Origin of the sequence: Roseovarius sp. MMSF_3359, from assembly GCF_030733385.1 — a bacterium.
Lineage (GTDB): Bacteria > Pseudomonadota > Alphaproteobacteria > Rhodobacterales > Rhodobacteraceae > Roseovarius.
The window spans coordinates 31,007-46,896 of record NZ_JASHJC010000005.1 but is presented as its reverse complement, the minus strand read 5'-3'; the positions used below and the strand labels follow the sequence as shown (position 1 = coordinate 46,896).

Below are 15,890 nucleotides of genomic sequence, written 5' to 3'. Positions count from 1 at the left end.
TAACAGCTCAATTTGTCGGGATTTATCGCGCAACCTTGGTAAAGGCACTATCCAGCCCATCGGCAACCTGGTCGACATCATCGAGCGACAGGCACATCGGCGGCACCATCCTGAGGCATGACTGGTAGGCGCCGGATTTCGAGAGGATCAACCCGCTTTCGCGCGTGGCCTCAAAAACCGCGGCGGTGGTTTTGGGATCGGGCTCCTTGGTGCTGCGGTCGCTGACCATTTCGATGGCCAGCATCAACCCCCGCCCCCGCACGTCGCCGATTGCGGGATGGCGCGCCTGAAGATCGCGCAACCGCTGCAGGAGAGCCGCGCCAACCTTGCGGGCATTTTCCATCACGTTATCCTCGCGGATCACCTGCAACACGGCCCGGCCGGCGGCACAACTGGTCGGATTGGCGCCATAGGTGTGGAACATGAATTTCTCGGCCATCGGCGCAGCGACCTCCTTGCGCGTCACGACCGCCCCCAGGGGGAAGCCATTGCCGATCCCCTTGGCCAGCACCACGATATCAGGGACAACGCCATCGGCTTCGAACCCCCACATGTGATCGCCGGTCCGCCCAAAGCCGGACTGCACCTCGTCGGCGATGTAAAGCCCGCCCGCCGCGCGTATCCGTTCCGCGGCACCGGTCATGTATCCGGCAGGCATCTCGATAATGCCGCCATAGCCCTGCACACTCTCCACGATGATCCCCGCGACACGGCCCGAAGTCTCGAACTTCAGCGCACGGTCGATCTCGTCCAGGTAAGGTGCGGCGCCGGCGTTTTCACCGAAGATACCGCGATACTGGTTCGGCTCGGGGACGAATGCCACGTTGCCCGGCATGCCCGGATGACGCCATCCGTTGATCCCGGTGACCGATTGCGCCGCCGCCGTCGGTCCGTGATAGGCCGAGCGGAGCGCCAGCATGTCGAGATTGCCAGTATAGGTCCGTGCAATGGTCAGCGCCAGATCGACCGCCTCGGACCCCGAATTGGTGAAATGCACGACCCATTCATGGCCCGGAGGCATCGTTGCCGCCAACTCCTTGGCCAGATGCGCAGGGGTGGGGTGATAGAACATGGTCGTGCAATGGGTCAGCTCTTGCGCCTGCGCGGTCGCGGCGGCGACGACGGTCGGGTGCGAATGACCGACCGAGATACAGACATTCATGCCAAGAAGGTCGGTATATTTGCGGCCCTCGGCATCCCAAAGGTATTGCATCGACCCTTTCTTGAAGATCATCGGTTCCGCGAAGGGCACGAACTTGCGCTGGCTCGCCGCATAATAGGTATCGCGCAGGTCGGCGATTTCGTCGATCTGCCAGGAGGTGTGCAGGGGGGCATGGTGTGTCATATCCGTTCCTTTGCGGGATCAGGCCTTGAGGCGCGCGTTGTCAGGGTCAAAAGGCGGTGCATGAAGCACCTCGGCAGGGCAGCTTTGCCCCAGGATCTCGACGCTGACGGTTTCATTAGGCAGCGGTTCGCGTAGCAGCGCCAGTGCCAGTTGTTTTTGTGTTCTATGTCCAAACCCGCCCGAGGTGACGATGCCGATGATCCGGTTTCCGGCATAGACGGGATGACCGTGGAACGGATCGACGGGGCCGCTCCGCACCTCCAGAAGCACGGAATGCCAGCCGCTGGTTTCATCGCGCGCTTCCATCGTCGTGCGGCCCGGGAATTCCCGGCCATCGGATTGAACCAAGAACCCGACACCGCATTCGCGCGGCGTGCGTTCGGAGGTCAGGTCTGCACCCCAGGCGCGATACCCCTTTTCGAGCCGCATGGAATTGGCGGCGAAGGCACCGTAATAGCCGATGCCCGATGCCTCTCCGGCCTCTTCCAGGGCGCGGAAAACCTCTGCCGCGGCGGCAGCAGGCAGGTGCAGCTCCCACCCCAACTCGCCCAGATAGGACACCCGCAGGGCGCGGATATCATGGCCCTGAACCTGGATCATGCGGGCTGTAAGCCAGGAGAACGTCTCATTGAGATCAACCAGCTGCGCCAGGATGTCGCGGGATTTCGGCCCCATGAGGCCAATGACGGCAAATGTTTCCGTCACATTGGTGACGGTCACGTCGAAACCCTTCGCATGATCGCGTAGCGCATCCAGGTCGATTTCCTCCGCCGCGGCGGCAGAGGTCAGGTAGGCATGGGTGTCTGACCACATCGTCACCGTGAATTCCGACAGGGTTCCGCCCGCCGGTGTCAGGGTATGGATCAGGCCTATCCGGCCATCGCCCGGCGCACCATTTGCGCCAAGGTTGTCGATAAAGGCGCGGGTGTCGGGGCCGGTCACGTCGAACTTGGCAAAGACCGACAGGTCGGCGAGGGCGGCGGCATTTGTCACGGTCTCGACCTCGCGCGCAACGGCATTGAACCAGTTCGGCCTGCGGAAACTATGGGTGGCGACATCGCCCGTGGTGTCGGAAAACCAGTTTGGCCGTTCCCAGCCATGGGCGGCCCCCATGACAGCACCGCGTTCGAGCATCAGGTCATGCAGTGGTGAAATGCGTTTGCCTCGGGCGGCGGGGCGCTCCTCGTGGGGGTAATGCACACCAAACTGCAGCCCAAAACATTCCAAAGCCTTTTCAATGCGATAATTGCGATCTGCCCAGGCCCCGAACCGGCGGCTGTCCACGGCCAGCGCATCCATCGGTGGCGCACCATTGGTCATCCAATGTGCCAAAAACCAGCCCGCACCGCCGCCCTCCATGACCCCCATGCTGGACCCGGTCAGTAGCCAGGCATTCTCCAGCCCATGGGCAGGACCAATGAGCGGATTGGCATCGGGCGTAAACGTGATCGGGCCGTTCACCACCGTCTTGACCCCACCCGTGCCAAGCGCGGGTATGCGGGTCATCGCGGCCTCGATGATATGTTCGACCCGGTCAAGATCGGGCGGCATGAGATCGGCCCCGAATTCGGGCGGCACCCCATCAACTGCCCAGACTTGCGCCTCCGCCTCGTAGGGACCAAGGATCAGCCCGTCGCGTTCCTGCCGGACGTACCAGCTTTCTTCCGGATCGCGGATGATCGGGAGTTCCGGCAGGTTTGCCGCCTGCCGTTCTGCGACGTCGGGGATCGTGTCCGTCACCAGGTATTGGTGCAACACCGGTACTGAAGGGATATCGAGGCCCATCATCCGCCCGATTTCCCAACCCCAGGTGCCAGCGGCGTTGACGATGTGATCTGCGGTCACCGTGCCTTTGGCGGTTTCGACCATCCAATGACCGGCCTCACGGCGGATCGACTGGACCGGGTTGAAGCGCTGGATCGTGGCGCCGCGCCTTTGCGCCATCTGCGCCATTGCGTTGGTGGCAAGGCTGGGATCGACATGCCCGTCGTCGGGTTCGTAAATGCCGCCCAAGAGGCCCTCAAGCCGCGCCAGCGGGTGGAGCTCTGCAATCCGCTCGGGCGTCAGGATTTCGAGCGGGTAGCCGGTAAATCCCGACAGGCCCGCCACATGGCGAAATTCATCCATCCGATCGGGATTTCGCGTGATCCGCATCGCGCCCGAGGGATGAAACCCGCAGCCTTGCCCGGTTTCCTCAGGCAAGATGTCACGGTAGAGCCGCACCGACGTGGCGCGCAATTCCTGAATCGTGGCGTTATGGGCGAAATGCGTACAGAGCCCCGCCGCATGCCACGTCGATCCGTGCGTCAGGTCGTTTTTCTCGACCAACATCACATCCGACCATCCGGCCTTGGTGAGATGGTAAAGCAGCGACACCCCCATCGCCCCGCCACCGATGATCAAGACCTGAACCCGGCTCATGCGCGCATCCTTTCACCCTTGGGATCGAAAGGTACCTCGGGCAAGACCCACGCCTGGTGGTACCTGCCCGCAACCTCAATCTCGAACACCCGGTTGGCAGTGTCTCGCCTGGTTTCGCCCGGAGAGATGGAAATCAGCCCGAAACAGAGGTCTTTGCCCGTCCGCGCCCCACGCGCGCCGGAAGTTGTCAGGCCCACCACGCGCCCGCCTTCCCAGATCGGTTCGTCATGCAGCAAAAGCGGGCTTCCTTCCACGTCGAAGAGGTGAAGGCGTCGCGAAAGGGTGTTGCGTTGTGCCAGCAAGGCCGCCTTGCCGCAAAATTCCTTGTCCCAGTCAATGGTGAAGGCCACCCCGGCCTCAAGCGGTGTCACGTCCGGGCCAACATCATGCCCCCAATGGACAAACCCTTTCTCGATCCGGCAGGCATCGACCGCATAATGACCCATCGGTTGCGCACCGGCCTGCCGCAACCTGTCGAAAACGGTTGCTGCCCGCGCCACCGGGATACTGATCTCCCACCCCAATTCGCCCACGAAACTGAGCCGCGTCGCCCGGCAGGGGATGTTGGCGATGTGAACATCCCGGCAGGTGCCGAAGGGGAATTCGGCAAAACCATCGGAGGCAATCTCTGCCAAGGTGGCGCGCGATCCCGCTCCCATGACGCCGATCACTGCTTCGCGTTCGGTCACATCGGTCACGGTTACCTCAAACCCGTTCGAGGCGCGTCGCAACAACGCCTGATCGCGCCACCGGGTCGCCGCGCCGGAGGTTAGCCGGAAGTAGTCCGGGGCCAATCGGGAGACCGTCACATCAGCCTCGATCCCGCTGCGGGAGTTCAGAAGCTGGGTATAGGCGGTGCGGCCCACCGGCATGTCCATCTGCCCGCAGGCGATGTGGTTGAGAAAGGCAAGTGCCCCGCTCCCCGCGATGTCGAACTTGCCGAAGGGCGACAGGTCGATCAGTGCCGCGCCGGCCCGCATCTGCGCCGCCTCGCGTGTGACGATCGGGTACCATGGTTGCACGCCGACCGAGTAGGGAAAGTCACGCTCCTGCTCGTTTTGCGCGTACCAAAGGCCACGCTCCCACCCCGCAGTGACGCCAAAGACGGCGCCCGCAGGTGCCCACCGGTCATGCAGCGGCGATCGGCGAAGGTCGCGCCCCGCCTTGGGTTGCTTGAAAGGCCAGTGCATGGCCATAAGGTCAGATACGGCCTCCTGCATGCGGTTCTGCATATGATCCGTGGTTGCCGCCATGGGGTCCGCACGGGCGATATCGACCTCCCACACATCCATGGGCGCCGCCCCGTCCGTGATCCAGTCAGCCAGCGCACGTCCGATCCCGGCCGAGGACATGACACCCACGGAATTCATCCCAGCGGCCACAAAGAGCCCATCCACATTGGGCGCCGCGCCGACCAGTGGGCGGGTATCATGGGTGAAACTTTCCGGCCCGTTCATGAAATGCTGAATGCCCGCGTTGTGCAGGGCAGGGCAAAGGGCCAGGGCCGCTTCCATGAAAGGAGAGAACTGTTCCCAATCCTCCGGCAGTTCAAGGAAGGGGCGGTCGCCCTCTGGTCCGAACGCATCCCAGCATTTCGCATCCGGCTCGAACCCGCCGATGACCAGTTTTCCGGCATCTCCCTTGATGTAAATTCCGGTATCCATATCGCGGATCACCGGCATTGGATCGGGCAGGTCAGGGATCGGATCGGTGACCACGTACATGTGCTCGACGGCCTGCAGGGGCAGCGCCACCCCCAGCTTTTCGGCGAGCGGTTTTGACCACGCACCGGCGCAGAGAACCACACGGTCGGCATCAATTATCGTGCCGTCGGCCAGCCTGACGCCGGATGCTTCTGGCCCGCTGGACAGGATTTCGGTGACCTCAACACCCTCGCGGATCGTGACGCCGCCTGCCCTGGCCGCGCGGGCATAGGCCATGCAGAGATCAACCGGGTTCACATTCGCATCTTCCAGGACGTGCATCGCCCCGGCGTGGTTTTCGAGGTTCAGAAGCGGCAGGTCGACCTGATCTGGTGCCAGGACCGCGGGGTGCAGGCCAAGATGCCGCCCGAGCGCCGCGATACGGTGCAGTTCATCCATCCGTTCCGGTCGCCGGGCCAGCCAATACCCCCCGGTGCGGCGATACCCGGTGGACATGCCCGTCTCACCCTCAAGGCGGGGGAACAGTTCCGTCGCATACATCGCAAGCCGCGTCATGTTGGGCGTCGCCCGGAGCGGGCCGACGATGCCCGCCGCATGCCAGCTTGTGCCGCTGGTCAGTTGATTGCGCTCAAGCAGGATCACGTCGTCAGCGCCACGCTTGGCCAGGTGATAGGCCACGCTCAACCCGATGACGCCCCCGCCGATGATGATCGTGCGCCCCATCAGAAGTAATCCCTGTCCGGTGTTTCGCTTTTGCGGCGTGCGATGTAGTCCTGCAATTCCTCGTCGATGGCTGGATCAAGACCGGGATCTTCATACCCTTCCAGCCGTTCTTTCCAGATCCGGTTGGCCCGCTCCGCCGTGTCGAGGCTTCCGCCCGCCTCCCATTGCTCAAAAGAATCGTTATCGGGCGTCTCCGGGCGAAAGAGCGCGGAAAGAAAATTCGCCTGCGTATGGTCCGATCCCAGGAAATGCGCGCCTGGTCCGGTGCTGGCAATTGCCGCCATGGCTTGAGCATTCTCGCTCAGGTCGATCCCCTCGAAGAACCGGCAGAGCTTGCCGCAGAGATCGGCGTCGATGATCGTCTTCTCAAATCCGGTGACCAGCCCGCCTTCGAGCCAGCCCGTGGCGTGATTGATCACATTGGCCCCGGCAAAGAGCGCCATCATCAGGCCCCAGGTGCCTTCCTGCTGGCTCTGCGCATCGGGGAGTTTGGAAGCCGAAAGTGCGCCGACTGTGTGCAGCGGCACCCCCAACCGGCGCGCGAGTTGTCCGGCGGCCAGTACCATCTGCCCCGCCTCAGGCGTACCAAAGGTCGGTGCGCCGGATTGCATCGACATGGTCGAGGCAAACGACCCCATCAGGCAGGGCGCGCCGGGGTTGATAAGCTGCGTCAGCGCCATCGCGGCCATGGTCTCGGCCAGTACCTGTGCCAGCGTTCCGGCCACGGTGCAGGGGCTCATCGCGCCGGTCAGAACCCATGGCGTGCAGGCCACCGGTTGCCCGGCCCGCGCGTTGACCTTGAGAGAGCCGGACATATGCGCGTCCATCACCAGCGGCGCATTGGTGTTCGACACGCAATAGAGCACCGGGTTTTCCGCCACGTCGTCCGCACCAAAGACGATCCGCGCCATCTCCAGCGCATGGGTGGCGCGTTCCTCGCCGATGAAAGCGCCCATGAAGCAACGGTCGGACCAACGAATATGGCCGTAAAGCATATCGAGGTGGCGCTTGTTCGCGGGCAGGTCCACGGGTTCGCATACCACGCCGCCCGAGTGGTGCAGCCAGGGGATGGTCTGGTGCAACTTCACCAGCCGGATGAAGTCGTCGTGGGTCGCGTAACGGCGACCGCGATCCAGATCCTGCACAAATGGCGGCCCCCAGGAGGGGCAGAGCACCGTCGCATTGCCGCCGATCTGCACCGTGTTGGCCGGATTGCGGGCGTTTTGCCGGAAAACCGGGGGCGCGCTGGCCATGATCGTCTGGCGGCAGAAGCCCGGGTCGAAACGCACCCTTTCGCTGTCCACATCGCAACCTGCGTTGCGGAAGATGTCCAGGATCTCGGGGTCGTCGCGAAACTCCATTCCAGTGTCATGCAGGATCTGATCGGCGTTTTGCTCGATCACGCACAACCCCTCTTCGCTCAGGATGTTCAGCGTCCCCAAGCGGCGATCAATAAAGGGCGCGCGGCGCGGCGCTTCCCGCACCCCCTTGCGTTGCCGTTTTGATCCGGGCCTGGCCACATCACACTCCTTGTCGTTGGCAGAACGCTAATCGCAAGCCCCTTGCGCAATCAATTCACCCGATGCAGCATTAGGAATTCTAATAGTATCCATCGTGGAACACCGCCCCATGCCCCCGCGTCCCGTCACCGACAGCAACCTCATCAGGGCCATCGAGGTCTTTGTCGCCGTGGCCGAAACCGGGCAGATGACGGCGGCGGCGCAGCTGCTTGGCATCACGCAATCGGCGGCCTCGCAGCAGATCGCGACATTGGAAAGGATGTTCGGCACACAATTGCTGGACCGCTCGGTCCGGCCGGTGCGCCTGACGCAGGAAGGCGGATTGCTGCACCGCCATGCCACGGAAATCCTGAACGCCGTCGAAGACCTGACCACCAAGATGCGCCATAGCGGTCCGAACCCGATCAGCGTATTGCGTATCGGTATCCTCGCCTCGATCGCCACGACGCTGACCCCGTTGCTTGTCGCCGCGGCGCAAGAGGAGTTCCGGGTGCAGGACGTGTCGCTTCATGCCGGGCTGAGCGGCGACCACGAAACGCTTCTGCGCACCAAACGGGCGGATATCGCGATCACCTCCGATCCGTTCTATGACATGGACGGGCTTGAACGGCATCCGGTCCTGCAGGAGCGGTACCTGCTTGTCCTGCCCGGTGACTATACCGGTCCGCGCGATGATCTCGCCGCCATACTCAAGCGTATGCCGCTGGTGAGATTTGCCGATACGACCAGTGTCGGACGCCAGATCGAACAACACCTGCGCCGCCTGAAACTGCGTCCGCCGCGGGTGATACAGGCGGATCGCTCCAGCATGGTCACGGCCTGCGTGGCCAGTGGCGCCGGGGTGACGTTTCTGACGCCAACCCTGCTGATCGACGGGTTTGTCGAGCGGATGCAACTGCAGGTCTTGCCGATGCCGGTTGCTGGGATGACGCGCTCGATCACCGTTTTAGCGCGCGAGGATGAGCTTGGCGCGTTGCCCGCGCGTTTCGCACAGATGGCAGCGGACACACTGACCGACAGGATCACCGACATTATCGGGCCGGTTGGCGAAGCGGCGCTGCTCTGAGCAATGAAGGGGGTTTGCGGCAAACGCTTGACAGAATCGCGATTGCAGCGCAGCGTCACCCCGGAACGAAAGCGAGAGATCTTCACCATGGCCCCCAAGGTCCAGGATCACCGCGATGGACGTCGCGCGAAACGGTTTGCCCTGGTCATCTAGACCGGACGCATAGAACGCAGCGCCCTTCCGGGGCGCGGCCCACCTTTGCTTTCCACGCGGATCCCGCATCCCACCCTTTGGACATCACCATGGCAGACACGCCCTCGCTTCGGGTTGCCGTCGATATTGGCGGAACCTTCACGGATACCGTTCTCATGAACGATGCCGGCGCCGTTCTGGCGACCTGCAAGACGCCCACCACACCCTCGAACCCGACGCTGGGCGCGCTGGACGGGGTGGAGTGGGCGGTGCAGGACGCGGGCGCCGAGTTTGGGCAGATCGCCGGTTTCATTCACGGTACGACGCTGGCCACGAATGCGCTGATCGAACGGCAAGGCGCGCGTGTGGCCACGATCACCAACGAGGGGTTTCGCGACATCCTCGAAATCGCCTACGAGCGGCGCTATAGCCAGTATGACATCAATATTGACAAGCCGGACCTGATCGTGCCGCGCGCCCGGGCCTTGACCATCCGTGGCCGTATGGATGCTGCGGGACGCGAGTTGACCCCGCTGGATGAAACGGGCCTTCCTGCGCTTGTTGACGACCTTCGCCGGTGCGAGGCCGAGGCGGTAGCGATCTGCCTGCTGCATGCCTATGCCAACCCCGCCCATGAAGAGCGGCTGCGTGACCTTCTGGCGGCGGAGTTGCCGGATCTGACCATCTCGATCTCGTCGCAGGTCAGCCCCGAAGCGCGTGAGTTTGACCGGCTCTGCACCACGATCGCCAATGCCTATATTCAGCCGCTGATGGGAAGGTACCTCCTGGACTTTGCGCAGGCCTTCCAGGAACGGGGCCTTCAATGTCCGATCCTGATGATGACGGCCGGGGGCGGGATGACGACGCTGGAAACCGCCGCACAGTTACCGATACGCCTGGTCGAATCCGGACCGGCGGGCGGGGCCATCCTTGCCGCGCGCATTGCGGCAACCGCGGGCCTTGCCGAGGTCTTGTCCTTCGACATGGGCGGCACCACCGCCAAGCTCTGCCTGATCGACAATTACCGACCGCAAAGCGCCCGCAGGTTCGAAATCGCCCGGGCTGAAAGGTTTATCAAGGGCTCGGGCATGCCCGTGCGTATCCCGGTGCTTGAAATGATCGAAATCGGCGCGGGCGGCGGCTCCATCGCCAGTGTTGACCGTCTGGGCCGGGTTCAGGTCGGTCCGCAAAGCGCGGGCAGTGAACCGGGGCCCGCGGCATTCGGGAAGGGGGGTGATCGGGCCACGGTGACCGATGCGGATATCCTGCAGGGGCTCATCGAACCGGCGAGCTTTGCCGAGGGCCGGTTGGCGATTGACCTGGATGCCGCAAGTCATGCGATGGAAGAAACCGTCGCCCGTGCGCTCGACATCGCGCCGCAGGAAGCGGCGGCGGGTATTTCGGAGATTGTCGATGAAAGCATGGCCGGCGCCGGGCGCATGCATGCGGTCGAATCCGGCAAGGACCTGTCGGCGCGCACGATGATCGCCTTTGGAGGCAACGGCCCGCTGCACGCGACCCGCGTGGCCCGCCGCGCCGGGGTGTCCCGCATCCTTGTGCCGCGCGATCCCGGCGTCGGATCGGCGGTCGGTTTCTTGCACGCCGCGGTGTCGTTCGAGATCGTGCGCAGCCGCTATGCCACGCTCGATACGCTCGACATGACCGCGATCAACGGGTTTTTCGACGCCATGATTGCCGAGGCGACCGCTGTCGTGCGTGCAGGCAGCGCGGAGGGGCGCCTGATCTGCAGCCGGACCGCCTATATGCGTTATCACGGGCAGGGGCATGAGATCGAAATCACCCTGCCGGATCGCCCGTTGGCGCCGGGCGATATCGACACGTTGCGCGCGGGTTTCGAGGCGGAATATGCCCGGCAGTTCAGCCGCGCGGTGCCGGGGATGGTGATCGAAATCCTCAACTGGTCCGTGCGGCTTGGCACTGAGGTGAGCACGCCCGCCGCCCTTCCGTCACCGCCGCAATCCACCCCGGCGATATCGCAGCGGCAGCACGACATCTTCTGCGAAGTGACGCAGACGGACCGCACCGCAGACGTTTATGATCGCGCGGCTTTGACCCCCGGGCAGGTCCTCACCGGTCCCGCCCTGATCGTCGAGCCGCAGACAACGACCTATGTAAGCGCCGATTTCGGCGCCGAGGTCGATGGCGATGGCAACCTCATCCTGACCCGCGCGGAGGCCCTGGCATGACCGATATTCCCAAGACCCGCCTGCAAGTGATGTGGAACCGCCTGCTGGCGGTCGTTGAGGAACAGGGGCAGGCCCTGATCCGTGCGGCCTTCAGCCCGATCGTGCGCGAAAGCGGCGATATTTCTGCCGGGATATTCGACGTCAACGGGCAGATGCTGGCGCAGGCCGTGACCGGGACGCCGGGACATATCAACACCATGGCGGAGGCGGTGAAGCACCTGCGGGAGCGGTTCCCGGTGCAGGACATGAAACCCGGTGACATCTACATGACCAACGACCCCTGGCTCGCCTCCGGTCACCTGAACGATTTCCTGCTGATGCAACCGGTGTTCTTCAAGGGGCGGGTCGTGGGCTTCACCTCCTGCACCTCGCATCTGGCGGACCTGGGCGGCAAGGGTATGGGGCCGGAGGGATCGGACGTGTTCGATGAGGGGCTGATGATCCCGCACTGCAAACTGGTGGATGCGGGAGAGCTCAACGCGCTGCTGATGGATATCGTGCGGGTGAATTCGCGCGAACCCATTGCCAATGAGGGGGATATCTATGCCCTGATCGCCTGCTGCGAAACCGGCGCCAAGCGTCTGGCGGACATGATGCAGGAATTCGGGCTCGATGACCTCGACGCGCTCTCCCGCTACATCATCGCCACGTCCCGTCAGGGAACGATTGCGGCAATCGCCGAGGTGCCAAATGGCCGTTATCGGCATGAACTGATGGTCGATGGCTATGAGCAGCCGATCAAACTCGCGGCGACGCTGACCGTGGCCGATGATCATGTCCTGCTCGACTATGATGGCACGTCGGGCTGTTCCGACAAGGGTATCAACGTGCCGCTCAACTATGCCACCGCCTATTCGGTCTTTGCCCTGCGCTGCATCATCGGGCCGGACATCCCGAACAACGCCGGTTCGCTGGAGCCGTTTCGCGTGACCGGCCCGCCCGGTTGTATCCTCAATGCGCAACATCCGGTGCCGGTCGCGATGCGCCATTCGCTGGGGCAGATGACGCCCGACCTGGTCTATGGCTGCCTGACGCAGGCCCTGCCGGACAAGGTTCCCGCCGAGGGGGCATCATGCCTTTACGACGTCCCGCTTCGGCACACGCCCGAGGCGGCGCGCGATGGCGGTACGCAATTCGCACTGGAACTGGTCTACAACGGCGGCACCGGCGCGCGGCCCGCGAAGGACGGCCTTTCGGCCACGGCCTTCCCGAGCGGGGTCTGGGGCAGTCAGGTCGAGCCGACCGAAGCCACCGCGCCGGTTCTCGTTACGCGCAGGGAACTTCTGCCGGGCAGTGGCGGTGCGGGAACCTATCGCGGCGGGCTGGGACAACATATCGAGATCTGCTCTGCCACCGGCGAGGATTTCCTTGCCTTTCTGTCCGTCGAACGCATTCGTTTCCCGGCAGCGGGTCGCCATGGCGGCAAGCCGGGGCGTCCCGGGCGGATGCGGATCGGGGTGGACGGGCCAGATTTGCCCAGCAAGGGAGAGTTTCGCATCCCGGCGGGCGATACGCTGATCCTCGAAACACCGGGTGGAGGCGGGTTCGGCCCGCCGGAAAACCGCGCCCCGGATGCCGTGCGCCGCGACGAAGAGGACGGGTTGCTTGGCGCGGCAGAGCGGAGGAGGTCCACATGATCGCGGCGAAACCCCATGTGGCGGATATGGCGGCTTATGCGCTGGCGGATCTGACCGCGCCGCCGGGCAAACGGCTGATTTCGCTTTGCCAGAACGAAAGCCTGCGCCCGCCAAGCCCATTGGCGGTGGAGGCATCGGCCCGGGCCGCCCGGGATCAACAGCTTTACCCCGATCCCGACTGGACCGACCTGCGCCATGTCCTTTCGGACCTGCATGGCATTGACCCGGATGCGCTCATTTGCGGCAACGGCTCGCTTGACCTGATCGGGTGTCTGACCCGCGCCTATCTGGGGCCGGGCGATGCGGCACTGGCCCCGGCACATGCCTATCCCTTCTTTCGCACCGCCACGCTGGCCACCGGGGCGCGGTTTGACACAGCGCCCGAGGTCGACCTGACCGTGGACAGCGCGGCGCTCCTCGACGCCATGACCCCGGAGACGCGCATCGTCTTTGTGGCCAACCCCGGAAACCCGACCGGAACGCGGATTTCCCGGGCGGATCTGATCGGCTTGCGCGCCGCGCTGCCCGAGGACGTGATCCTTGTCATCGACGAGGCCTATGGCGAATTCGCGGATCATCTGAATGAGCGGTGTTTCGATCTGGTCGCGCAGGGCAACACGATCGTGCTGCGCACCTTGTCCAAGGCCTACGGGTTGGCGGGCGCTCGGGTGGGATGGGGGCTGTTTCCGGCACCGATTGCGGCGGAAGTCCGGAAACTGCTCAACCCCAACAACGTCAGCGCCCTGTCGCAGGCAGCGGCCATCACGGCGGTGACGGACCAGGACTACATGCGTGAAACCTGCGCGCTGACTGTGACGGGCTCCGCTGCGTTTCGCGATGGTTTGACCAGTGTTGACCTGCAGATCCCGCGCAGTTTCACCAATTTCGTCATCTTGCGCTTTGCCTCCTCTGCGGCGGTGCAAAGCGCGGACACTTTCCTGCGGGCAGAGGGGATTTTCCTGCGGCCACAGGGCGGTGCAGGCCTTGCGGATTGTCTGAGGGCGACCATTGGAGTCGCGGATGACATGGCTTTTGCCGCCGAGGTGTTGAAAGATTGGCAAAGGAAGGAGGGGCCGACATGACCAGCCGGGGACGGGCCAAAGTCGGGGTGTTGGTACCCTTTACCAATACCAACCTTGAGCCGGACATGATGGCGCTGGCCCCACCCGGCGTCTCGCTGCACTTCAGCCGTATCGGGGGATACGATGCCGATGAGATCCCCGATGAGGATCAGATGGCGGGGCTTGGTGCGGCGAACATGGATGAACCCCTGCGGCTGCTGCAGGGGATCGGCCCCGATGTGATCCTCTACGGTTGCACCTCGGCCACCTTGTCCCATGGCCCCGCCTTCGACCGCGATCTAGCCACGCGCATCAGGTCACAAAGCGGGGCAAAAACCGTCACGGCGGCGGGTGCGCTCCTCGCGGCGCTGGGGGCGCTTGGCGTGCGCCGGATCGGGTTTGCGTCACCCTACGTGCCAAGCCTCAATGACCGCGCTATCGCCTTTCTCGCCGATGAGGGGGTCGAGGCCGTCTCTCGCGCGGATGTCCAAGGTGTGCTGGACAATAGTGGGCAGGGCGCGTTGACCCCGGATGCGGTATTCGAGCTCGGCCTGCGCGCCGATAGCCCCGAGGCGGAAGCAATTGTCCTCTCCTGCACCGATATGCGCGGGGTCGAGGCGATCGCAAAGCTGGAAAAGGCCGTGGGCAAGCCGGTCGTGACCTCGAACCAGGCAATGATGTTCCAGACGCTTCAGGCCCTTGGCATTGCAGACGTGCCAACGGGATATGGGTGCTTGTTCGAGGGGGTGGCGTCATGACAGCACCGACACCCGCGCCTTTCGAGGTCATCGCGGATTTCGTTTTAGCCCCCGACCTGGCCGTGCCGGAGGAAGCGTTGCGTTTTGCCGCGACGCTCCTGATTGATACGCTCGGTGTCGCAGCCGGGGCGGCGGCGCTCGACGTGGCGGGGATTGCCCGCGATTTTGCTGTCGATTTCCACGCGGCTGGCGGGGCGGGTAACGCGGCACCGATGCTCTTTGATGGCAGGTCGGTCAGCCTGCCGGGTGCCGCCTGGGCTGCCGCGACGCAGATCGACAATCTGGACGGGCATGACGGTTATAACCCCACCAAGGGACATATCGGATGCGCTGTGGTACCCGCCCTCTTTGCATTTGCCGCCCGGCACCCGGACCTGACCGGGCGCGCGGCACTGACCGCATTGGCGGTGTCCTATGAAGTCGCCGCGAGGGCAGGGATCGCGCTGCATGCAACGGTGAGTGACTATCACACATCGGGCGCCTGGAACGCGCTCGGTGTGGCAGCACTTGGCTGCCGGTTGGAGGGCACAGACGCCGAAACCCTGCGACAGGCGCTCGGCATCGCCGAATATCACGGGCCGCGCAGTCAGATGATGCGCGAGATTGACAACCCGACAATGCTGCATGACGGCTCGGGCATGGGGGCGCTGGTGGGGTGTTCCGCCACGCTTCTGGCGCTGCGGGGGTTTCAGGGTGCGCCCGCGATCACCGCAGAGGCGCCCGAGGTGGCAGAGTATTGGCGCGACCTCGGGCAGGTGTGGACGGTCACGCAGAACTATATCAAGCCTTATCCCGTCTGCCGATGGGCGCATGCGGCGCTGGATGCGTTGCGGCGGTTGAAGGCCGCCGACGCGGTGACCGCCGATCAGGTGCGCGAGGTCCATGTCCGAACCTTTGCCGAGGCCGCGCGGCTTTTTGCCGGGATGCCCGAAACCACCAGCCAGGCGCAATATTCGCTGCATTTCGCGCTGGCCAATGTGTTGCTGCATGACCGGATCGGGCCAGAACACCTGACCGGGCCGGGATTGCTGAACAAGGGCGTGGCGGCACTGGTCCCGCGCATCCGAGTCAGCGAGGACGCGCGCCATTCAGACCGTTTTCCCGCCGGGCGGTGGTCGGATATCGAGGTGACGCTCACCGACGGGCGTGTCCTGCGGTCGGGGGACGTACATGCTCGTGGCGGCCCCGAGGCGCCGATGGCGGATGCAGAAGTCTTGCAGAAGCTCCACCATATGGCCGATGCAAGCCTGTCGCGTGACCGGGTTTCGGCGATCTGGGCCATGCGGGACGCCCTGCTTGAACCCGGTTGCAAATTCTCCGAACTTACAAAGCTGGTAACCCCCGCACCCTGAGGCC

General features: G+C 64.0%; 10 protein-coding genes. 6 read left to right on the top strand and 4 right to left on the bottom strand.

The window, feature by feature from the left end:
• Positions 1 to 22 precede the first annotated feature (22 nt).
• Genes RBB29_RS08755 through RBB29_RS08740 form a run of 4 tightly spaced genes read right to left on the bottom strand, consistent with a single transcriptional unit; the run spans position 23 to position 7,673 of the window.
• Positions 23 to 1,345, bottom strand: a complete 1,323-nt coding sequence (locus RBB29_RS08755) for an aspartate aminotransferase family protein (protein WP_306115820.1) — start codon at positions 1,343 to 1,345, stop codon at positions 23 to 25.
• Positions 1,346 to 1,363: 18 nt separating this feature from the next.
• Entirely contained in the window at positions 1,364 to 3,766 is a 2,403-nt protein-coding gene (locus RBB29_RS08750; protein ID WP_306115819.1) for an FAD-dependent oxidoreductase, read from the bottom strand.
• Positions 3,763 to 6,153, bottom strand: a complete 2,391-nt coding sequence (locus RBB29_RS08745) for an FAD-dependent oxidoreductase (protein WP_306115818.1) — start codon at positions 6,151 to 6,153, stop codon at positions 3,763 to 3,765. The genes RBB29_RS08750 and RBB29_RS08745 overlap by 4 nt, the downstream gene beginning before the upstream one ends.
• Positions 6,153 to 7,673, bottom strand: coding sequence for a trimethylamine methyltransferase family protein (locus RBB29_RS08740; protein ID WP_306115817.1), 1,521 nt, complete (start codon positions 7,671 to 7,673; stop codon positions 6,153 to 6,155). Before RBB29_RS08740 ends, RBB29_RS08745 begins: the two co-directional genes overlap by 1 nt.
• A gap of 109 nt (positions 7,674 to 7,782) precedes the next feature.
• Between RBB29_RS08740 and RBB29_RS08735 the strand changes: the two genes are divergently transcribed.
• The 6 genes from RBB29_RS08735 (at position 7,783) to RBB29_RS08710 (ending at position 15,886) form a co-directional block, all read left to right on the top strand.
• Positions 7,783 to 8,739 carry a LysR family transcriptional regulator gene (locus RBB29_RS08735; RefSeq protein WP_306115816.1) on the top strand — a complete coding sequence of 319 codons (957 nt, stop codon included), beginning with the start codon at positions 7,783 to 7,785 and terminating at the stop codon, positions 8,737 to 8,739.
• A gap of 242 nt (positions 8,740 to 8,981) precedes the next feature.
• Positions 8,982 to 11,078 carry a hydantoinase/oxoprolinase family protein gene (locus RBB29_RS08730; RefSeq protein ID WP_306115814.1) on the top strand — a complete coding sequence of 699 codons (2,097 nt, stop codon included), beginning with the start codon at positions 8,982 to 8,984 and terminating at the stop codon, positions 11,076 to 11,078.
• Positions 11,075 to 12,715: a hydantoinase B/oxoprolinase family protein gene (locus tag RBB29_RS08725; RefSeq protein WP_306115813.1), complete on the top strand. Its 1,641-nt coding sequence runs from the start codon at positions 11,075 to 11,077 to the stop codon at positions 12,713 to 12,715. The genes RBB29_RS08730 and RBB29_RS08725 overlap by 4 nt, the downstream gene beginning before the upstream one ends.
• Entirely contained in the window at positions 12,712 to 13,797 is a 1,086-nt protein-coding gene (locus tag RBB29_RS08720) for a histidinol-phosphate transaminase (protein ID WP_306115812.1), read from the top strand. Before RBB29_RS08725 ends, RBB29_RS08720 begins: the two co-directional genes overlap by 4 nt.
• A complete protein-coding gene (locus RBB29_RS08715; RefSeq protein WP_306115811.1) occupies positions 13,794 to 14,534 on the top strand; it encodes an Asp/Glu racemase in 741 nt (246 codons plus the stop codon). Before RBB29_RS08720 ends, RBB29_RS08715 begins: the two co-directional genes overlap by 4 nt.
• Positions 14,531 to 15,886 (top strand): MmgE/PrpD family protein, encoded by a 1,356-nt coding sequence (locus tag RBB29_RS08710; protein WP_306115810.1) that lies wholly within the window; start codon positions 14,531 to 14,533, stop codon positions 15,884 to 15,886. The genes RBB29_RS08715 and RBB29_RS08710 overlap by 4 nt, the downstream gene beginning before the upstream one ends.
• Positions 15,887 to 15,890: the final 4 nt, after the last annotated feature.

Bases quoted from the DNA above. Each gene is read 5' to 3' on its own strand.
- RBB29_RS08735 (WP_306115816.1), top strand. From the start codon at position 7,783: ATGCCCCCGCGTCCCGTCACCGACAGCAACCTCATCAGGGCCATCGAG.
- RBB29_RS08715 (WP_306115811.1), top strand. From the start codon at position 13,794: ATGACCAGCCGGGGACGGGCCAAAGTCGGGGTGTTGGTACCCTTTACC.
- RBB29_RS08710 (WP_306115810.1), top strand. From the start codon at position 14,531: ATGACAGCACCGACACCCGCGCCTTTCGAGGTCATCGCGGATTTCGTT.
- RBB29_RS08725 (WP_306115813.1), top strand. From the start codon at position 11,075: ATGACCGATATTCCCAAGACCCGCCTGCAAGTGATGTGGAACCGCCTG.
- RBB29_RS08745 (WP_306115818.1), bottom strand. From the start codon at position 6,153: ATGGGGCGCACGATCATCATCGGCGGGGGCGTCATCGGGTTGAGCGTG.
- RBB29_RS08755 (WP_306115820.1), bottom strand. From the start codon at position 1,345: ATGACACACCATGCCCCCCTGCACACCTCCTGGCAGATCGACGAAATC.
- RBB29_RS08730 (WP_306115814.1), top strand. From the start codon at position 8,982: ATGGCAGACACGCCCTCGCTTCGGGTTGCCGTCGATATTGGCGGAACC.
- RBB29_RS08720 (WP_306115812.1), top strand. From the start codon at position 12,712: ATGATCGCGGCGAAACCCCATGTGGCGGATATGGCGGCTTATGCGCTG.
- RBB29_RS08750 (WP_306115819.1), bottom strand. From the start codon at position 3,766: ATGAGCCGGGTTCAGGTCTTGATCATCGGTGGCGGGGCGATGGGGGTG.